The organism is Microbacterium sp. 22242, assembly GCF_052045495.1.
Classification (GTDB): domain Bacteria; phylum Actinomycetota; class Actinomycetes; order Actinomycetales; family Microbacteriaceae; genus Microbacterium.
Genome location: NZ_JBQEOZ010000015.1, coordinates 61050 through 80430 on the forward strand (window position 1 = coordinate 61050; position 19381 = coordinate 80430).

Here is a 19381-nt window from a genome sequence, read left to right on the forward strand (position 1 = left end):
CGCCCGACGCCGATTTCACCTCGAAGTGGACGCGCGCCGACGCGCGTCAGCTCAAGGCGATCTCCGACCCGAACGCGCCGTCCCGGGCCAACTCGATGCCGGCATCGCTCACGATGCCGACCGTGCCCCAGGACTTCCCCGACATGAGCAACGACAAGGTGTGGGTGTGGGACACCTGGCCGTTGACCGACTCGAAGGGCAACCAGTACAGCGTCGGCGGGTACGACATCGTGTTCTCGCTCGTCGCCGACCGCAGTATCGGCTTCGACGATCGGCACGTGTTCGCCAAGATCGGCTACTTCTACCGTCCGACCGGCATCCCCGCCGACCAGCGGCCTGCGAACGGCGGGTGGACCTACGGCGGCCTCGTCTTCAAGCAGGGCGTGACCGGGAAGATCTTCGCCGATCAGTCGTACAGCCACCAGACGCAGTGGTCCGGCTCGGCGCGCATCTTCCAGGGCGGTGAGATCAAGCTGTTCTTCACGGACGTGGCCTTCTACCGCGACTCGAGCGGCCACGACATCAAGCCGTACGACCCGGTCATCGCTCTGAGCGTGGGCTCCGTGCACGCCAACGCGGACAAGGGCGTGTTCTTCACCGGGTTCGACAAGGTGACGCCGCTGCTCAGCGCCGACGGCAAGTACTACCAGAACGGTGAGCAGAACCCGTACTTCAACTTCCGCGACCCGTTCACCTTCGAGGACCCCAACCACCCCGGCGACACCTACATGGTGTTCGAGGGCAACACCGCCATCAAGCGGGGCACCCCCGCCTGCACGCAGGCCGATCTGGGGTATCAGCCAGGCGATCCGAATGCCGAGTCCGTCGACGCGGTGAATCAGAGCGGGGCCTACTACCAGATGGCGAACATCGGTCTGGCGAAGGCCACGAGCAAGGATCTGTCCTCGTGGGAGTTCCTGCCGCCGATCCTGTCGTCCAACTGCGTCACGGATCAGACCGAGCGTCCGCAGTTCATCTTCAAGGACGGCAAGTCGTACCTGTTCACGATCAGCCACCGCTCGACCTTCGCGGCCGGCATCGACGGCCCTGAGGGCGTGTACGGCTTCGTCGGAGACGGGATCCGCAGCGACTTCCAGCCGCTCAACGGCGGTGCCGGTCTCGCTCTCGGCAACCCGACCAACCTGAACTACCTCGAAGGGTTCCCGTTCGACCCGGACTACAACCAGAACCCGGGGGCCTTCCAGGCGTACTCGCACTACATCATGCCCGGCGGCCTGGTGCAGTCGTTCATCGACTCGATCGGGACCAAGGACAACTTCGTGCGCGGAGGAACCCTCGGCCCGACCGTGAAGATCGACATCCACGGTGCGACGACGTCCGTCGACTACACCTACGGCCACGGCGGTCTCGGCGGCTTCGCCGACATCCCCGCCAACGTCGCGTTCTCCAACTCGACGGCGGAACCGAAGAAGTAGCCCGAGCCGGTTCCACGACCGGCTGAGGCAACGACATCGCGGGGCCTGCACGTGCGCGTGCAGGCCCCGTGATGTGCGCGCGGCCCGTCCTTCCGCGCCGGCTTGTCGTGTTCAGTGCCCCGGCTGTGCGGCGAGCGGTGTGACGGTGAGCTGGGAGAGCTGTGCGGTCCCGCCGATCGCGGTCGCGGCGATCCCGTCGCTGCCCTGCACAGGGAACACGAGCTGGGTGAGTGCTGCGCGGCCGTTCTGCGCGAAGACCTCGACCGAGTCCTTGTCGACGTAGATCCGGAGCTTCAGGGTGCCGTCGTCCAGCGGGACGACGGTCTTGTCCACGGCGGCGAAGGACGGGCTGAAGCCCACGTCGCCGCTGGCGGTGCGATCGAGGCTGAGCGTCTGCGTTCCGGTGTCGTAGCGGAGCGCCACGTTCTGCGAGCCGTCGGCGGACCGGAGCAGCTGCAGCCCGAACTGCGACGCCGTGCCTGCCGCGAGCACCGCGTCCACGCGTGCGGATCCCGTCGCCGTCGTCACAGCGAGGGGCTGCGTGCCGGCGATCGCGCCGGGCTTCGCCTTCTGCGCTGCACTGTTCACGGCGAGGGCGTCGATCCCCGGCGTGACGGTCTGCACGATCCGGGGCTTTCCGGCGATCGTCTGCAGCGACAGCAGGCGCGGCACCGACTGCTGACCGCGCCAGGGTGCGGTGGGGATCTGATTCGCGTAGTCCCAGTTGTTGACCCAGCCGATGGCGATGCGCTGTCCTTGCGGCGCATCGTTGTACGTGACGGCCGCATAGAAGTCGTGGCCGGCGTCGAGCCAGTGCGCGCGGTCAGCGGCGCTCTGGGCCGGGGCGTCGGCGAGCATCGGCTGGTCGGCGATCAGGTGGCCCCAGCCGCCGGTGCTCAGGTCGACGAACTGCAGCTGCGCCTGCTTTCCGGCGAGGTCGCGCACGTCCCAGCTCGTCCAGTCCATCCCGCCGCCGTCGGATCCGGTCGCCGAGCGCACGACCTGCCCGTCGACGATCAGGTTGACGCCGGTCTCGGTGTTCCACGGCTGCGCGATCTGATCCGAGAACACGATCTCGTCGACCATCAAGTGGCCCCAGCCTGTGCTCCCGTCGTTGTCATCGACGATCTGCAGCTGCGCCTGCCTGCCCTGGTACGCCGATGCGTCGAGGTGCACCCAGTTCAGGTCCGGCGTGCCGTTGCCGGTCACGCTGTCGACGACCTGCCCGTCGACGACGAGGTCGACCGACGTCGGACCGGCCTGGCCCCACGGATGGTCGCCTCCTGCCGTGAGCAGGTCGACATAGGGGTGCGTGATCGTGAACGTCGGCGAGGTGACGGTGCCGATGGTGGCGTCGCCTGTTCCGAAGGTGTCCAGCACGCCGGCGCCGATCTGCCCGCCGACCGTCTCGTGCGCGGGTGCGATGCCCGCGAAGCCCCCGGTGCCGGTCCAGCCCGGAAGGGTCGCGCCTTCGAAGTCCTGGAACACGTCGCCGGCGGGGACGCCGGTCGATCCGCCGGGGACGTAAGGATGATCGCCGCCCGCGATGAAGAAGTTCAGGTATCCCTTGTCGATCGTGAAGGCCGGCGAGGTGAGCGTGCCCGTCTCGGTGTCCGAGGTGTGGAACGTGTCGACGTACCCGGATCCGATCGCGCCGGTCACGCCCGTGTCGTGCGCGGGACCGTCGCCGAACGCGGTTCCCGTGGTGGTCCAGCCGTCGCCGTAGCCGGCCCCCTCGAAGTCGGCCAGGGTCTCGCCGGCGGGAGCGGAATAGGGGGCCTCGCCGTTCGTGAACCTCGTGCCGTCGAAGTCGCCGACGAAGTACTCGGCCTTGCCCGCGACGTTGACGCTGAGCACCCAGCGCGTCTGATCCTTCTTGCCGTCCAGCGGCATCGGGAACAGATCTGGGCACTCCCACACCGCGGTGGTCACGCCGTCGGGACCGAACTCGCTCAGCTCGCGCCAGCTCTTCAGGTCGGCCGATCCGTAGATCGCCGCCCTGTGCTCGGCCGACAGCGCCACGATCATGCGCCACTCGTGGGCCGGGGCGTACCAGAACACCTTCGGATCCCGGAAGTCGTGCGAGCCGATGTCGAGGACCGGTCCGTCCTTGGTCCACGTCGTGCCGCCGTCGTTCGAGTGCGCGAGCGCCTGTCGCTGCACGCCGGTGGCCCTCTGCATGCTCGTGTAGATCGCGACCAACGGGCCCGAGGGCCCCGTGCCGAGGCCGCTCGTGTTCGAGGCGTCGTTCACGACGCTGCCCGACCACGCCTCCTCCGAATCGTCCGCCGGGATGGCGATCGGGAGCTCTGTCCAGTGGGCGAGATCCGTCGAGACGGCGTGTCCCCAGGAGCCGTTGCCCGCCGTGTCACCGGTCGGGTTGCTCTGATAGAAGAGGTGGTACTTCCCGCCCGCGTAGATGAGGCCGTTCGGGTCGTTCATCCAGTTCTGCGCGGGCGTGTAGTGGTACACCGGGCGGTCCGGATCGGCGAGCGGGCCCGCGTTCGCGGGCGCCGCGGCGCCCAGCGCGAGGAGGAAGGTGGTGGCGAGCGCGAGCACGGTTCCGCGCGTCAGGTGCGTCTTCATCGACGGCACCTCCTTACTTCGGGAGGTTGAGGCCTTCTTCGGCCGGTTGAGGCCTTCTTCGGGAGGCCGAGGGCCGCAGGGGAGACCGAGGCCTGTTGGGGGAGGTGGTGACCGCGACCGGCTGCGCTGCCTCTCGCGGGAGAGACTCGGCCGCCGCGACCGGGACCGGCGCGAGGACTGGTTCGGCTCCGGCCGCACGGCGGGTTCCGCGCGGCCGGAGCCGGGTCTCAGTGCTCGAGCGCGGCCTGCAGCTCGGCGGCGGTGGGCGGCATCGCTCCGGCGCGGGCGACGGTGAGGCTCGACGTCGCAGCGGCCACGGCGCCGATCTCGGCGAGCCGCTCTGCGGAGAGAGCCCCGGCGAGGGCGTCCGCGATGCCGACGCGCTCGATGATCGCCGCGATCATGCCGGACATGTACGAATCCCCGGCGCCGATCGTGTCGACGGCGATCGTGGAGCGCGCCGGCACGGCGACCCGCTCCGTCGCCGTGTGCAGCGCGCTCCCGGCGGCACCGTGCGTGACGGCGACCAGCTTCGCTCCGGCCGCCAGCAGCCGTCCGGGCGCCGCCGCGGCATCGTCCGGGTAGAGCCAGGCGGCGTCCTCGTCGCTGAGCTTGACCACCGCGGCGCGTGCCGCGTAGCGCTCCACGAGAGCGCGCGTCTCGCTGGGCGGAGGCATCAGCGCGGGGCGCACGTTGGGGTCGAGCGTGACCAGCACGTCCTCGGCGAGCGACTCGACGAGCGCGAGCACCCCGTCGGATCCCGGCGGTCGCAGTGCGCCGATCGAACCCACGTGCACGACGGGCGTCCGGCCGACGGTCGGCGGGTGCCGCATCGTCCAGTCGATGTCGAAGTCGTAGCGGGCGGATCCGTCGGGCTGGATCCGCGCCAGCGCCGTCGCGGTGCGCCGAGCTCCGCCGGAGGTCCGCACGACCGCGACGCCCGCCTGGGCGAGATGCGCGGCGATCGCGTCGCCGTCCGCGTCGTCCCCGTACTCGGTGGCGAACGAGGTGGGGATGCCCAGCCGGCCCAGGCCGAACGCGACGTTGAGCGGACTGCCGCCCACATGGCGCACCGGCTCGGATCCGTCGCCGCGGTCGACGATGTCGATCAGCGCCTCGCCGATCACGAGGACCGTGGAGGGGGAGTGGTCCGTCATCCGGGGATCGCTTCCAGCAGGGTCAGCGCCGACCCGCCGCCGACGACGAGCGGGGCGAGCGCCTCGTTGAACGCCGCGCAGTACGGCGCCGCGACGTGCGCCTGGAACGCCGTGTCGTCCGCATACTCCTCGTAGACGAAGAAGCGGTCCCGGTCGTCCTGCAGGCGGTGCGCGTCGAAGCGCAGGTTGCCGGGTTCGGCGGCCACGTCCCTGCGGTACCCCGCGACGAGGGCCGCGACCGCGTCCCCCGCCCCGGGAACCGCCTGGAACTCGGCGTAGAGGTGCTTCGGGCTCACAGCGTCTGCGCGCCCGTCATGATCGCCACGGCCTCGCTCATGGTGTGCGTCTGGGGCGTGATCGTGCCCGCGCGCCTTCCCAGGCGCTGGATGTGGATCCGGTCCGCGACCTCGAACACGTGCGGCATGTTGTGGCTGATCAGGATCACGGGCACTCCCGTGTCGCGCAGCCGCTTGATGAGCTCGAGCACCTGGTTGCCCTCGCGCACGCCCAGCGCGGCCGTCGGCTCGTCGAGGACGACGACCTTGGACCCGAACGCCGCGGCGCGGGCCACGGCGACCGCCTGGCGCTGGCCGCCGGAGAGGTTCTCGATTGGCACGGTGACGTCCTGCAGCGTGGAGATGCCGAGGCGGGTGAGCTCGTCGCGGGCGTTCTTGCGCATGGTCTTGGTGTCGAGCATGCGGAACACGGATCCGAGCACGCCCGGCCGGCGCATCTCGCGGCCGAGGTACATGTTGCTGGCGACGTCGAGCGCGGGCGAGACCGCGAGCGACTGGTACACCGTCTCGATGCCGGCCTCGCGGGCGTCCTGCGGGCGGCGGAACTGCACGATCTGCCCGTCCAGGCGCAGCTCGCCCTCGTCCGGGACCTCGGCGCCGGTGAGGCACTTGATGAGCGTCGTCTTGCCGGCGCCGTTGTCGCCGATGATGGCGAGCACCTCGCCCGCGTAGAGGTCCAGGCTCACGCCGTCGAGGCCGACGACGTGACCGTAGGTCTTGACGAGCCGCTTCGCCGAGAGGACGGGCGTGCGGGTGTCGGTTGCTGTGGCGTTCACTTGCGCACCTTCCGAATCCACTGATCGATGGAGACCGCGACGATGACGAGGATGCCGACGGCGAGGGTCTGATAGAGGACGTCCAGGCCGGCGAGGGCGAGGCCGTTGCGGAACACGCCGACGATCAGGGCCCCGAGCAGGGTGCCCCACACGTTGCCGCGGCCGCCGAAGAGGCTGATGCCGCCGATCACGACGGCGGTGATGGCGTTGAGGTTGGCGTCGACGGCGGCGTTCGGGCTCGAGCCGAAGTCGCGGCCGATCTGGATCCACGCGGCGACGGCGACGATCGCACCGGCGACGAGGTAGACGCTGAGGAGCACGCGGTTGACCCTGATGCCGCTCAGGCGGGCGGCCTCCTTGTCATCGCCCACCGCGTACACGTGCCGGCCCCAGGAGGTGCGGCCCAGCGCGAAGGCGAGCACGGCGTAGAGCAGGATCATCATGAGCACGCCGTACGTCACGTCGACGCCGAGGTGGAACGTGCTGCCGGTCCACGTGATGATGTCGGGCAGCTTGTTGCCCTGCACCGTGGCTCCGTTGGAGAGCAGCAGCGTGAGCGCGGTGAAGATGCTCAGCGTGCCCAGGGTGACGATGAAGGGCGGCAGGTTCAGCCGGGTCACGAGGACGCCGTTGATCAGTCCGGTCAGGATCCCGGTCACGAGGCCGATCACCAGCGCGAGGACGCCGGGGACTCCCATGCCGGCAGCGGCGTTGCCCATCACGACGGAGCTGAGCACCATGGCGGCGCCCACGGACAGGTCGATGCCGGCGGTGAGGATCACGAGCGTCTGCGCGACGCCCAGCGTGCCGATCACGGCGACCTGCTGGGTGATCAGCGAGAGGTTGTTCGGGGCGAGGAAGCGCGGGTTGATCACGCCGAACACGATGACCGCGATGACGAGCACGATGGCCGGGCTGATCGCGGGGTAGCGGTAGAGGATCGCGCGCACCCGCTGGACGGGCGTCTGACGGTTGATGAACTCGTCGGCGAGGTGCAGTGAGGAGGTGGGCGGTTCCGCCTGGGCGGACGGGGTGGTCGTGTCTGACATTGCGGTCTCCCGGTGTCGAGGAAGGAGGGAAGGGGTGTGCCGGCGCCGATGCCGGCACACCCTCGGGATCACTTGCCCCAGCAGGTGCTGGCGGCGTCCGCGGTGGTGATGCTCTCCAGGCCGGTCTGGGCCTGGTCGGTCACGAGCTTCTGGCCGGTGCTGAAGAAGTCGAGGCCGTCGGTCGGCTTGGGCTTCTCCCCGCCTCGGGCGATCTTCGCGATGGCCTCCATGCCGAGCGAGGCCATCTTGGACGGGTACTGCTGTGCGGTCGCGCCGATGATGCCGTCCTTCACGTAGCCGATGCCGGTGCAGCCGCCGTCGATCGAGACGATCGTGACGTCCTTCTCCTTGCCGGCCGCCTTCAGCGCCTGGTACGCGCCGTACGCCGCGGGCTCGTTGATCGTGTAGACCACGTTGATGTCGGGGTTCTTGGAGAGCAGGGTCTCCATCGCCGAGCGGCCGCCATCCTCGGCGCCCTGAGTGGCCTGGTGTCCGACGATCGTGTACTCGCCGCCCTTGCCGCCGGTGTACGTGCCGGTCTTGGCCTCGGAGCCGTTCTTGTTCTTGTCCGGGACCGTGACGCCCAGGCCCTTGAGGAAGCCCTGGTCGCGGTTGAGGTCGACCGAGACGACCTGGTCGCTGAACAGGTCGAGCATCGCGATCGTGGCCTTCTTGCCGTCGAGCTTGGCTGCGGTCCACTTGCCGATCAGCTCTCCGGCGGCGAAGTTGTCGGTCGCGAAGGTGATGTCCACGGAGTTCGCGGGGTCCGGCACGGTGTCGAGGGCGATCACGTACAGACCCGCCTTGCGGGCCTTCGCGATCTCGTTGTTCACCGCGGTGCCGTTCGGCGTGATGAGGATGCCCCTGTCCCCGCGGGAGATGGCGTTCTCGATCGCCTGGATCTGGCTGTCGGTGTCGCCGTCCTTCTTGCCGGCGGCGAGGGTGAGCTTGACGTTGACCTTCTTGGCGTCGGCCTTGGCGGCGTCCTCCATCGACACGAAGTACGGGTTCGTGGTGGTCTTCACGATGAGGGTCACGCCGACCTCGTCGTTCGGCCCGGCGGTGGTGCCGGCGCCGCCGCTGGAGGAACACCCGGCGAGGGCGATGGCGGCGACGGCGGCGAGGGAGGCGGCGGCCATCGCGGTGGTGCGGCGAGTCATGCGGAGAGGCATCATTGCTGTCCTTACAGATCGGGGGATCGCTTCGTCGAAAACACCCTGACAACGGTGTCAGAGATATGTTTAGCTCATCTCACCCGAGAAGGCAAGAGATCCATCAGCGCAAGGGGATCCAGGTATGACATCGTTATCAAAGGCGACACCGGCCGCGTCGCCACGGCGGGTGACCATCCGCGAGGTCGCGCGGCACGCCGGGGTGGGGATCAAGACGGTCTCGCGCGTCGTCAACGACGAGCCGAACGTGGCGCCGGCGACCGCGGCCCGTGTCCGCGTCGCGATCGCGGAGCTTCGCTGGGAGCCCGATGCGCACGCCGCGAACCTGCGCCGCACGACCACCAGGACGCGCTCGGTGGGGCTGCTACTCGGCAGCGTGGCGAACCCGTTCTCGGCGATCATCCACCGGGCGATCGAGGATGTCGCGGTGCACCGTGACGTGGCCGTGTTCGCCTCGAGCCTCGACGACGACCCCGAGCGCGAGGTCGCCGCGGTCGAGGCGTTCGTGCGGCGCAAGGTCGACGGGCTGATCCTCACCTGCGTGGCCGAGAGCCAGGCCTATCTGCGGGAGCTCGTGCCTCCCGAGATGCCGGTCGTGTTCATCGACCGCGAGCAGAACGGCTACGCGGCCGACATCGTGCATTCGGACAACTTCGGCGGAGCGCGTCTCGCCGCCAGGCACCTGCTCGGCTTCGGGCACCGCCGCCTCGCGCTGCTCATCGACCGCCGTGAGATCTGGACGGCCCGGGAGCGCGAGCGCGGCTTCCTCGCCGCGCTCGACGAGTTCGGCGTGCCGGCCGAGAGCGCCGTGATCATCGCGGACCTGGCCGATCAGGACGCCGCCGAGCGCGCCGTGACGACCCTGCTCGGCGCTCCGGACGCACCGACGGGCATCGTCAGCGGACAGAACCTCATCACCGTGGGCGCGGTGCACGCCCTGCGCAAGCTCGGGCGTCACCGTGACGTCGCGCTCGTGGGCTTCGACGACATCGAACTCGCCGACCTCATGGATCCCGGGATCAGCGTGGTCGCGCAGCGCCCGCAGGAGCTCGGACGGGTCGCGGCGAACCGGCTGTTCGCATCGCTCGACGCCGGACGCCGGCTGGATCCCGAGCCGATCATCGTCCCGGTCGACCTCATCCCGCGCGGATCCGGAGAGATCCGGCCCGCGCAGGCGTAGCGCGCGGCGCGGACCGGGGCGGCGGATCAGCCGATCGAGACGACGAGGTCCGCGGACGCCTTGCCTGCCCGGATCCGTCGCGCGTTCGGCTCGTCGACGGTCGCGACCCACGCCTCCGCCTCGGCGCGGGTCTTGCCGTAGGCGACGTGCCGGGCGATGAGGCGCTCGAGACGCAGGTCCTGGGGCACGTCGGCGTACCAGATCTCGGCGGCGACCTCGCGGACCCGCGGCCACGGCTCATCCTGGTCGAGCAGGTAGTTGCCCTCGGTGAGGATCAGGGCGGGCCCGGGCGGGATCACCCGGTCGGCGGCGATCGGCTGCTCCAGCGTGCGCTCGAAGCCGGGCACGTACACGGGGTGGTCGATCTCGGTCAGCGCTCGCCGCAGCGTGGCGAGGTAGCCCCACCCGTCGAACGTCTCGACGGCGCCCTTGCGGTGACGCAGGCCGAGGGCGTCGAGGCTGCCGTCGCCCAGGTGGAAGCCGTCCATCGGCAGCCATGCGACAGGCACGCCCCGCCTCTCGAGGGCCGCCTTCAGCGCCAGGGTGAGCGTGGTCTTGCCGGCGCCGGGCTCGCCCACGACGCCGAGCACCACCCGGTCTCCCCGCTGCGCGAGCGCGGCGGCGCGGTCGACGACGGCCTCATCCAGTTCCTGCACGCTCGCACTCTAGCGGTGGGCCCCGACCTCGCCGTCCGGGTCGGGTTTCTCCGGGCCCGCCGACCGTGCTCCGCGTCGTGTGGCATCCGAGATCTGTTCGTTACGAGCGCACCCTGTGTGTTGACTGGAAGAACACTATGGTTGCCCCATGAGTGATCAGAGTGCTCCGGGGGCGGGTTGGTACGACGACGGATCCGGCCGGCAACGATGGTGGGACGGGCAGCAGTGGGGCCAGTACGCGGTCGAGGCGCCCGCGGCGACCGTCCCCCTTCAAGACCCGCAGATCGGTGCCGGGGCGAAGAAGCCGTGGTACCGCCGGGTGTGGGTGTGGATCGTCGTCGGAGTCGTCGTGCTCTTCGGCGTCATCGGAGGAATCAATAATGCCATCGCCGGCAAGGCTCCCGTGGCCGAGCCGAGTCACTCGGCGTCGGCGACCACCGAAGCGGCGGCCGACATCCTCGTCCCGGACCTGACCGGGATGAAGGGTGACGTCGCACGAAACGCGGTCGAGGTGGCCGGCCTCAAGCCGAAGCTGGACGGCGGCGGCTCTGTGGTCGTCATGGCCTCCAACTGGACGGTCACGAGTCAGGAGCCGGCCGCAGGGGCATCCGTCAAGAAGGGCACGATCGTCACGATCCATGTGGAGAAGCCGAAGAGCGTGCAGGCCGATCCGCCGAAGTCCGATCCTCCGGCGGCTCCTGCAGCGCCGGCGGTGTCTGCGGAATTCAGATCCGCATTGACCAAGGCGGGGCAGTACTCGACGCTCATGCACATGAGCAAGGCGGGCATCTACGATCAGCTGACGAGCGAGTACGGGGAGAAGTTCTCGGCGGAAGCGGCCCAGTACGCGATCGACAACGTCAAGGCGGACTGGAACGCGAACGCTCTCGCGAAGGCCAAGGAGTATCAGAACCAGATGGCGATGTCGCCGGAAGGCATCCGCGACCAGTTGACCAGCGATTACGGCGAGAAGTTCACCGCCGACGAAGCGGACTACGCGATCCAGCATCTGAACGACTGAGGCGGGAGCGCTCCGACGCCTGGTCGCACGAGAGCGCGAAGCTTGGGCGTCGGCTCTCCGGCGCCTGCCGTGTCAACCGGCGAGCAGCTCCAGGGTCTGGGTGCGGCCGGGCGTGCGATCCGGATCCTCGGCGCCGTAGGATCCCGCGAGCGGGGAGATCATGATCTCGTCGACGCCGTGCTTCGCGGCGAACGCCTCGAGCTCGCGGCGCACGGAGGCGCCGTCGCCGACGAACCAGTTCGCGAGCGCGGCGGCATGGATCTGCTCCTCCTGCGGATCCGGGTTCGCGGCAAGGGCCGCCCTGGCCTGCTCGACGGTCTCGAGCGCCGTGAGCGGGCGGTTCAGCCGCAGCCGCGCCATCATCCGCAGCTGCGGGATCGCGCGCTCCGCCGCCTCCTCCGCGGTGGGCGCGGCCACGACGTTCGCGGTCAGGAACGTGCGCGGCCCGGGGTGCGCCTCGCTCGGCCGGAAGCCCTCGCGATAGAGCGAGAGCGCGCGGTCGAGGCCCTGGCCGGAGAAGTGGTTCGCGAACACGTAGGGGAGGCCGAGCGACGCGGCGAGCTGTGCGGAGTAGTCGCTGGATCCGAGCAGCCAGACCTCCGGCGCGCCATCCGCGGCGGGCGTGGAGCGCACGGCGTACTCGCCGCCCGAGGTGAACTGCGTGGCGTTGTTGAAATGCACAACGGCGCCGTCGCGCTGCAACATGAGCGCGATGTCCTGCACGTGGTCGGGGAACCGCTCCACGTCGCCGGCCGTGCCCGAGGCGCGCAGCAGCTGCGTGATCACCGGGTCGCTGCCGGGCGCGCGGCCGATGCCGAGGTCGATGCGGCCCGGCGCGATCGCCTCGAGCGCGGCGAACTGCTCGGCGACGATGAGCGGCGCGTGGTTGGGCAGCATGACCCCGCCGGATCCGACCCGGATGCGCTGCGTGCGGGCGGCGGCCGCCGCGATCAGCACGGGCGGCGCGGTGGACGCCACGGCGGGCATGTTGTGGTGCTCGGCGAACCAGTACCGCCGGTAGCCGAGGTCGTCGGCCCGGGCGGCGAGGGCGAGCGACGCCGCCACCGCCTGAGCGCTGGTCTGCCCGGTGCGGACCGGGACGAGGTCGAGGACGGAGAGCGCGAGATCAGACATCCTTCGTGGCAACGCGCGCGGCACCGGGGGCATTCCGGATCCGGGGCGCCCGGGCGTCTGACCGTTCTCAGGATCATGTGCGCGTTCAGCGCCGATAGCGCGGTTTCCGCACCGGATCGGCGAATCCGTCCTGAGAACGGTTCAGAGCGGCCGGCGCATCTTGACCGCGCGTCCGCACCGGCGTAGTCCGGAGACATGCACGGGTTCGCGGATCGCACCGACGCCGGGCGGCGGCTGGCGGCGCTGGTGGTGGCCGCCGCGCCTGTGGATCCGATCGTCCTCGGCCTTCCTCGCGGCGGGGTTCCGGTGGCGGCCGAGGTGGCGCGCGCGCTCGGGGCGCCGCTCGACGTCCTCGTGGTGCGCAAGGTCGGCGTGCCCTGGCACGAGGAGGTGGCGATGGGGGCCGTCGGCGAGGAGGGCGCGGCGGTCCGCAACGAGGATGTGGTGCGCAGCGCCCGGATGGACGAGGAGAAGCTGCGCGCGGCGGAGCGTCGCGAGCGGACCGAGGTCGAGCGCCGGGCGGAGCTGTTCCGCGCCGGCCGGCCGCCCGAGCCGCTCTCGGGCCGGACCGCGGTGATCGTCGACGACGGGATCGCCACGGGGGCGACCATGCGGGCGGCCTGCCAGATCGCCCGGGCCAGGGGAGCCGCGCGCGTCGTGGTCGCCGTGCCGGTGTCTCCGCCGGAGGTGCTCGCCGAGCTCGTCGGCGGAGCGGATCCGGCCGCCGCCGACGTCCTCTGCCTCGAGGCTCCCGCCGGCTTCATGGCGGTCGGGATGCATTATGTGGACTTCCGGCAGACCTCCGACGAGGAGGTCGTCCGGCTGCTCGCGCACGATTCCGGCTGAGCCCGTCCGGCGCCTCTGCGGCGACGGCAGCTGGGCGTGATCGCGATCGTCCCGTGCGAGGTGCGGAAGGTTTCGCCGGACCTCACCGGCCGGATCCCGCCCCGATACCCTGGCGGCATGGATCCCGAGATCTTCTACGTGCTGGTCGGATCGGTCGTCGTCGCGGCGATCGCGCGCCGCAAGGGCTGGCCCGCGCCGCTGCTCGTGACGGTCGTCGCGCTCGCGGTGTCGTTCATCCCTGCAGTGCCGAACCTGCGCATCGACGGGCACGTGCTGCTGAACCTGGTGCTGCCTCCGCTGCTGTACTCGGCGTCGCTCGACGTGTCGTTCGTGAGCTTCCGCCGCAGCCTGCCGCAGATCCGTCGGCTCGGAATCGGTCTGGTCGTCGTGACGACCGCGGCCGTGGGGCTCGTCGCGTGGCTGATCATGCCGTCCCTGACCCTGCCGGGGGCGCTGCTGCTCGGGGCGATCGTGGCTCCGCCGGACGCGGTCTCCGCCGCCGCGATCGGGCGGAAGCTGGGCCTGCCGCGCCGCGTGATGTCGGTGCTGTCGGGGGAGAGCCTGATCAACGACGCCACTTCGCTGACGCTGTACCGGGTGTTCGCGGCCATCGTCGCGGGCGCGACGGTCAGCTTCCGGGCAGGACTCTGGCAGTTCGTCCTCGCGGTGGTCGTCGGGGTGGGCATCGGCGTGATCGCCGGCTTCGGGATGCACCAGCTGCGCATGCGGATCTCGGATCCGGTCGTCATCGGCACGTTCGGGCTGCTCGCGCCGTTCGGGGTGTACGCGATCACCGAGCACCTCGACGGATCCGGTGTGCTCGCGGTCGTCGCGATGGGCCTCGTCGTCGGCTACAACGCCCCGCGCACGAGCTACGCGACGCGCATGCAGGAGACGCCGATCTGGTTGTCGGCCGACTTCCTGCTGGAGTCGTTCGTGTTCGCCTACATCGGTCTGCAGCTGCCGCCCGTGATCTCCGAGCTCGGCAGCACGCATGTCGGCGGGGTGCTGTGGCTGTCGGCAGCGGTGCTGCTCGCGGTGCTGCTGGTGCGGCCGCTGTTCGTGTATCCGGCGTCGGCGTGGGGGATGTTCTGGTCGAGACTGCGGGTGCGCCAGTTCGAGCGCTCGGTCGCGTCGGGGCAGCTCGAGCAGCGCATGCAGGTGGTCGAGGAGAAGCGGCGACGGAGAGGGTGGTCGACTCGGCGTCCGAGCGAGGAGCAGCTGCGCGAGCGCTTCCGGGAGTCGCAGCTCAGCTGGCGCGACAACGCCGTGATCTCCTGGGCGGGCATGCGCGGGGTCGTGACGCTCGCGACCGCGCTCGCCGCGGCGGATCTGGCCGGGCTCGACGCCGGCGCCGCGCACGCGATCGTCGTCGTCGCGTTCATCGTCACCGTGGGCACCCTGCTGCTGCAGGGGCTCACGCTACCGTTGCTGATCAAGGGCCTCGGCGTCGCCGACGTCACGGACGAGGAGGCGGAGGACCGGCGCCAGCTCGCCCAGGTGCGCGCCCGCACCCGCGAGGCCGGCAGGGTCTTCCTCGACGAGAAACGCAGGGCCTGGGAGCAACAGCACGGTACGGCCGCGCTCGCCGGGTTCGACCGGTTCGCACAGCGGATGAGCCGGGTGGAGCGCGACACCGCGCAGGGCCAGCAGGACGAGGAGCCCTCGGGCAGGGGCGGAGACCGGCTCCGGCCGAGCCGTGACGAACTCGTCGGGCTGTCGAAGGGGTGGCTGCAGGTGCGCCGCGACGTGCTCATCGCGGAGCGCGATGCCGGCGAGCTGAACGAGGAGGTCATGCGCGAGCTCATCGTCGCCATGGACGCCGAGGAGCTCGCCCTCGACACCCGCATCGCGACAGCCGCTCCCGACCGCTGATCCGTCCGACCCCTGAGTGCGCCGCCCGGCGCGACCGCGGGGCGCGCCGCTCACCGCCCCGCCCAGGCGCGCCGAACGCGGGGCGCCCCGCCCGGCGCCCCGAACGCGAGGAGCCCCGAACGGGAGGAGCCCCGAGCCGTGGCTTCGGTTCGGGGCTCCTCGGGCCGGTCAGGCGGCCGCGGTCACCCGCTCGAAGGCGTTGCCCACGCGGGACAGCGCGTGCCGCACGTGCCAGCGCGCGTTGTAACTGCGGTCGGGCAGCAGGTCCAGCAGGTCGCGGTCGGCGAGGCTGAGGCCGTCGTGCACGGCTTCGCGTCGCAGATCGTCCTTCGATGCGGGGTACTCCATGGCCGCGAGGAAGCGGTCGAGCGTGGATGGGAGCACCATCTCGTCCTCCTTTCGGAAAGCGTCCGTCTTTCGGGAAGCGCCCGTGCGATCAGGCGTCGATCTTCTGACGGCCTTCGGCCGACTCGACCGTGATCCGACGCGGCTTGGCGCGCTCGCTCACCGGGATGATCACGGACAGCACGCCGCCGTCGTAGGACGCACTGATCTTGTCCAGGTCCACCCCGTCGCCGAGCGCGAACTGGCGGAGCAGGGTTCCCGCCTCGCGTTCGCGGGTGAACCAGCGCACCCCCTCCTGGGAGCCCATCGTGCGCTGAGCCCGGATGGAGAGCTGACCGCCGTCGACATCGACGTCGATCGAGCCGGGGTCGACGCCCGGCATGTCCGCGTGCAGCACGTACTTGTCGCCGTCGCGGTAGAGATCCACGGGCATCCGCCGAGGAGCGCGGGGCGACTCGAACACGCTCGCGGCGAAGCGATCGAGCTGGCTGAGGGGATCGAAACTGAGGGTCATGTCTTTTGCTCCTTTCCTGTGGCCCTGCGGGCTTGTCTGCGAGTGATGGCAACCAGATCTACATCTGGTGGTATAGATTTGTTATAGATCAGATCTAGGAAAAGTTCAAGCGCAAGAGGAGGTCATCGCATGGCCGATCGCGATCCCGGAACGCCCGTGTACGGCATCGCCGTGGCGGCCCAGCTCGCCGACATGAACGCGGCCAGCCTGCGCCTGCTCGAGCAGAAGGGGCTGCTGACCCCGGCGCGCAGCGACGGCGGCACGCGGCGATACAGCGACGACGACATCGCGCGGCTGCAGCGGGTGGCGCGTCTGCGCGACGAGGGCATGAACATCGCAGGCATCGGGCGAGTCCTCGCGCTCGAGGACGAGAACGCGGGCCTGCGGGACGAACTGGAGGCCGAGCGAGCCGACCGGGCGACGCCGCCGCGCCGGTCGCGCGCCACGGACTGAGCCGGCGGACGATCACGACCCGGACGCGACGAGGCTCCCGGATCCTGCGGGATCCGGGAGCCTCGTCGTTCAGATGGCGCGAATCAGCGCACCGCGGCGGTCTCCTCCGCGTCGGCGGAGCCGGCGGCCGCCGCAGCACGGTCCGGCGAGCCGGCCTCGTCATCCGCGGCGGTCTCGTCCTCGATGTCCTCGGCGAACGGCAGGCCGTTGCGCGGAGCGTTGTAGAGGTCGAGGTCGAGGATCCCCTCGCGCTTGGCGACGATCGTCGGCACCAGGGCCTGGCCGGCGACGTTCAGGGCGGTGCGGCCCATGTCGAGGATCGGGTCGATCGCGATCAGCAGTCCGACGCCCTCGAGCGGCAGGCCCAGAGTCGACAGGGTCAGGGTCAGCATCACGATCGCGCCGGTGGTGCCGGCGGTCGCGGCGGATCCGACCACCGAGACGACCACGATCAGGATGTACTGCATCAGGTTCAGCTGGAGGCCGAAGAACTGCGCGACGAAGATCGCGGCGACGGCCGGGTAGATCGCGGCGCAGCCGTCCATCTTCGTGGTGGCGCCGAGCGGCACGGCGAACGAGGCGTAGCCGCGGGGCACGCCCAGGTTGCGCTCGGTGACGCGCTCGGTGAGCGGCAGGGTGCCGATCGAGGAGCGGCTCACGAAGCCGAGCTGCACCGCGGGCCACACGCCCGTGAAGTACTGCTTGATCGAGAGACCGTGCGACTTCACCAGGATCGGGTAGACGACGAACATCACGATCGCGAGGCCGATGTAGATCGCTCCGGCGAACCACGCGAGCGAGGTGAGCTTGTCCCAGCCGTAGTTGATCACCGCGGATCCGATGAGGCCGAACGTGCCCAGCGGGGCGATGCGGATGATCCACCACAGCACGCGCTGGATGACCTTGAGCAGCGACTCGGTGAAGACGAGGAACGGCTCGGCCTTGCGGCCCGCCTTGAGCGCGGCGATGCCCACCGCGGCGGCGATCACGATGATCTGCAGGATGTTGAAGTTGACTGTCGAGACGATCGCGCCGCCCGCGGTCGGGTCGGCGGCGCTGGAGACCCCGATCCCGAGGAAGTTCTGCGGGATCAGACCGAGCAGGAAGTTCCACCAGGTGCCGACGGTGTGCGGGGCGGCCTTCTCCAGGCCCGTTCCGGCGTGGGCGCCGGGCTGGATGGTGATGCCGAGCACGATGCCGATCGAGACGGCGATGAATGCCGTGATCGCGAACCAGAGGATCGTCTGACCGGCCAGGCGCGCGGCGTTCTGCACGCGGCGCAGGTTGGAGATGCTCGCGACGATCGCCGTGAAGACGAGCGGGACGACCGCGGCACGCAGGATCGTGACGTACGAGCCGCCGATCTTGGCGAGCGTGTCGGACAGCACGGTCGGGTGGTCCGCGGTGGCCCCGAACTGGCGGCCGATGAGGCCCGCAGCGATGCCGAGCACGAGCGCGACGATGATCTGGAAGCCGAACGAGGTCAGCAGCTTGCGGACGGGACCGCGCGTGACCGGCGCCTGGGGGCGCCGTGCGGCGGTGGTGGTGTTGCTCATGAAGACTCCAAGTCGAAGCGCGCGACGCGCCGGAGAGGGGGCGGCGCGAGACGGCGCCGGATGTCTTCAACGCTATGAGTCCGCTGGTATTCCGGGCCCGGGCGTGACGAAGGATGACGTATCCGCCCCCCGAGTCTGTCGAAGGGCCGGATCCGTCATCCTTCACCGCTTGCTGCGGCTCGCGTCACTTCGCGGCGAGGCACTCCGTCTTGTTGTCCTCGAGGACCTTCGTGGTCAGGGCCTTGTCGGCCTCGTTCTTCTGCTTGTCCTGGCCGCTGGCGATGTAGTTCAGGGTCTCGTCGGAGAGCTTGGAGTCGACGAGCTTCTCGGCGAAGCACTTCGCCATCGGCTTGGTGACGCCGCTGCTGGCGAGCACCTTGTAGACGCCGTCGGCGACCTTGTCGGCAGACGGGCGGGCGGCTCCTCCCGAGCAGGCCGCGAGCCCGATCGCGAGGACGACGGCGGGGACCGCCATGAGCAGGCGGGAGGTGCGGGTGCGCGGGTTCCGGTCGATGTTCATGGCTACACGCTAAGGGTGTTCACAGCGGAGTGATAGGTGACAGGGCGGTGGCGTGGGGATCTGGTGGGCTTGTAGGTGCCGGAATGACGTATCCGGTCCCTGAGCCTGTCGAAGGGGCCGGGTCCTGGCTCACTCCGTGATCATCCCCGCCTTGACGTTGCTCTCCGCAGCGCGCCAGGCGTAGCCGTCGGGATCGGTGAAGGTCCCGTCCGCATCGACCGAGAGACGGTGGGATCCGCTGCCGCTCGGGTCGATGCCGACCTGCTTGGCGAGTGAGGCGCGCTTGTAGAGGGCGAGCCTGACGTCGCCGGAGTCGAACTCGACATAGGAGGGGAAGCTCTTCGCGACGGTCAGGCCCTGCTCCTGATAGAAGCGCTTGCTGGCCTTGACGCTGTCGACGCCGAGCAGCAGCACGAGACGTTCGACCTCGCCGGTGGCGGGTGCTGTGGAGGTCTTGTTCGCGCTCGCGATCTGCCACGCGGTGCCGTCGGGCGCGAGGAACGATCCGCCGTAGCCCCAGAGGCTCTTCGCGACCGGTTTGATGACTTTCGCGCCGGCGGCGAGCGCCCGCTCGACGGCCGCGTCGACATCGCCCGGCTGGACGAAGATGAGCGACGGCGCGAAGCCGCGGAAGCCGGTGCTCGGCTCGGAGGTGGCGCGAACGCCGACGCGGTCCGCGAGCACCAGGGCGTCGCGGTAGAAGGTCTCGGCCGCCTGCACGGCCTCGGGGTCGGTCTCGATGATGATGCGCTGAATGTTCATGCTTCGAGTCTGGGATCCGGGTTCGCGGCGGCGCTTCTCGATTCCTG

19 protein-coding genes are annotated in these 19381 nt (G+C 70.1%); 6 read left to right on the forward strand and 13 right to left on the reverse strand.

What is annotated here, in order from left to right:
- Window positions 1-59: 59 nt before the first annotated feature.
- Window positions 60-1436, forward strand: a complete 1377-nt coding sequence (locus ACTJJZ_RS14860) for a glycoside hydrolase family 68 protein (protein WP_440721994.1) — start codon at window positions 60-62, stop codon at window positions 1434-1436.
- A 111-nt stretch (window positions 1437-1547) separates the two neighbouring features.
- Here the strand turns inward: ACTJJZ_RS14860 and ACTJJZ_RS14865 are convergent, their stop codons facing one another.
- The 6 genes from ACTJJZ_RS14865 to ACTJJZ_RS14890 all read right to left on the reverse strand — a co-directional run bounded on the left by ACTJJZ_RS14865 (window position 1548) and on the right by ACTJJZ_RS14890 (window position 8472).
- Complete coding sequence (locus ACTJJZ_RS14865; RefSeq protein WP_440721965.1) at window positions 1548-4022, reverse strand: GH32 C-terminal domain-containing protein; 2475 nt, start codon at window positions 4020-4022, stop codon at window positions 1548-1550.
- Window positions 4023-4249: 227 nt separating this feature from the next.
- Entirely contained in the window at window positions 4250-5179 is a 930-nt protein-coding gene (locus ACTJJZ_RS14870; RefSeq protein WP_440721966.1) for a carbohydrate kinase family protein, read from the reverse strand.
- The gene (locus ACTJJZ_RS14875) at window positions 5176-5475 is read right to left on the reverse strand and encodes a putative quinol monooxygenase (protein WP_440721967.1); all 300 of its coding nucleotides are present in this window, start codon (window positions 5473-5475) and stop codon (window positions 5176-5178) included. The genes ACTJJZ_RS14870 and ACTJJZ_RS14875 overlap by 4 nt, the downstream gene beginning before the upstream one ends.
- On the reverse strand, window positions 5472-6251 hold the full coding sequence (locus ACTJJZ_RS14880; protein WP_440721968.1) for an ATP-binding cassette domain-containing protein: 780 nt from the start codon (window positions 6249-6251) through the stop codon (window positions 5472-5474). The genes ACTJJZ_RS14875 and ACTJJZ_RS14880 overlap by 4 nt, the downstream gene beginning before the upstream one ends.
- The gene (locus ACTJJZ_RS14885; RefSeq protein WP_440721969.1) at window positions 6248-7300 is read right to left on the reverse strand and encodes an ABC transporter permease; all 1053 of its coding nucleotides are present in this window, start codon (window positions 7298-7300) and stop codon (window positions 6248-6250) included. Before ACTJJZ_RS14885 ends, ACTJJZ_RS14880 begins: the two co-directional genes overlap by 4 nt.
- 68 nt (window positions 7301-7368) lie before the next feature.
- A complete protein-coding gene (locus tag ACTJJZ_RS14890; protein ID WP_440721970.1) occupies window positions 7369-8472 on the reverse strand; it encodes a substrate-binding domain-containing protein in 1104 nt (367 codons plus the stop codon).
- A 169-nt stretch (window positions 8473-8641) separates the two neighbouring features.
- On the opposite strand from ACTJJZ_RS14890, the gene ACTJJZ_RS14895 reads away from it, so the two are divergent.
- Complete coding sequence (locus ACTJJZ_RS14895) at window positions 8642-9652, forward strand: LacI family DNA-binding transcriptional regulator (protein WP_440721971.1); 1011 nt, start codon at window positions 8642-8644, stop codon at window positions 9650-9652.
- Window positions 9653-9678: 26 nt separating this feature from the next.
- On the opposite strand, the gene ACTJJZ_RS14900 is transcribed toward ACTJJZ_RS14895, so the two are convergent.
- The gene (locus ACTJJZ_RS14900; protein ID WP_440721972.1) at window positions 9679-10308 is read right to left on the reverse strand and encodes a nucleoside/nucleotide kinase family protein; all 630 of its coding nucleotides are present in this window, start codon (window positions 10306-10308) and stop codon (window positions 9679-9681) included.
- A gap of 148 nt (window positions 10309-10456) precedes the next feature.
- Here ACTJJZ_RS14900 and ACTJJZ_RS14905 point away from each other — a divergent pair, with 148 nt between their 5' ends.
- A complete protein-coding gene (locus ACTJJZ_RS14905; RefSeq protein ID WP_440721973.1) occupies window positions 10457-11329 on the forward strand; it encodes an Ltp family lipoprotein in 873 nt (290 codons plus the stop codon).
- Window positions 11330-11401: 72 nt separating this feature from the next.
- Here the strand turns inward: ACTJJZ_RS14905 and ACTJJZ_RS14910 are convergent, their stop codons facing one another.
- A complete protein-coding gene (locus ACTJJZ_RS14910; RefSeq protein ID WP_440721974.1) occupies window positions 11402-12463 on the reverse strand; it encodes an LLM class flavin-dependent oxidoreductase in 1062 nt (353 codons plus the stop codon).
- Window positions 12464-12658: 195 nt separating this feature from the next.
- Between ACTJJZ_RS14910 and ACTJJZ_RS14915 the strand changes: the two genes are divergently transcribed.
- Together ACTJJZ_RS14915 and ACTJJZ_RS14920 are read left to right on the forward strand one after the other, a co-directional pair.
- A complete protein-coding gene (locus tag ACTJJZ_RS14915; protein WP_440721975.1) occupies window positions 12659-13309 on the forward strand; it encodes a phosphoribosyltransferase in 651 nt (216 codons plus the stop codon).
- Window positions 13310-13426: 117 nt separating this feature from the next.
- Window positions 13427-15184 carry a cation:proton antiporter gene (locus ACTJJZ_RS14920; RefSeq protein WP_440721976.1) on the forward strand — a complete coding sequence of 586 codons (1758 nt, stop codon included), beginning with the start codon at window positions 13427-13429 and terminating at the stop codon, window positions 15182-15184.
- A gap of 168 nt (window positions 15185-15352) precedes the next feature.
- Here ACTJJZ_RS14920 and ACTJJZ_RS14925 read toward each other — a convergent pair whose 3' ends face one another.
- On the reverse strand, window positions 15353-15571 hold the full coding sequence (locus tag ACTJJZ_RS14925; protein ID WP_440721977.1) for a hypothetical protein: 219 nt from the start codon (window positions 15569-15571) through the stop codon (window positions 15353-15355).
- Between the two features lie 49 nt (window positions 15572-15620).
- Entirely contained in the window at window positions 15621-16043 is a 423-nt protein-coding gene (locus tag ACTJJZ_RS14930; protein ID WP_440721978.1) for an Hsp20/alpha crystallin family protein, read from the reverse strand.
- A 129-nt stretch (window positions 16044-16172) separates the two neighbouring features.
- Here ACTJJZ_RS14930 and ACTJJZ_RS14935 point away from each other — a divergent pair, with 129 nt between their 5' ends.
- A complete protein-coding gene (locus tag ACTJJZ_RS14935; protein WP_440721979.1) occupies window positions 16173-16496 on the forward strand; it encodes a MerR family transcriptional regulator in 324 nt (107 codons plus the stop codon).
- A gap of 83 nt (window positions 16497-16579) precedes the next feature.
- On the opposite strand, the gene ACTJJZ_RS14940 is transcribed toward ACTJJZ_RS14935, so the two are convergent.
- From ACTJJZ_RS14940 to ACTJJZ_RS14950, 3 genes are all read right to left on the reverse strand, one after another.
- The gene (locus tag ACTJJZ_RS14940) at window positions 16580-18052 is read right to left on the reverse strand and encodes a dicarboxylate/amino acid:cation symporter (RefSeq protein ID WP_440721980.1); all 1473 of its coding nucleotides are present in this window, start codon (window positions 18050-18052) and stop codon (window positions 16580-16582) included.
- A gap of 184 nt (window positions 18053-18236) precedes the next feature.
- Complete coding sequence (locus tag ACTJJZ_RS14945; RefSeq protein ID WP_440721981.1) at window positions 18237-18572, reverse strand: hypothetical protein; 336 nt, start codon at window positions 18570-18572, stop codon at window positions 18237-18239.
- A gap of 129 nt (window positions 18573-18701) precedes the next feature.
- On the reverse strand, window positions 18702-19334 hold the full coding sequence (locus ACTJJZ_RS14950) for a VOC family protein (protein ID WP_440721982.1): 633 nt from the start codon (window positions 19332-19334) through the stop codon (window positions 18702-18704).
- Between the last annotated feature and the right edge of the window lie 47 nt (window positions 19335-19381).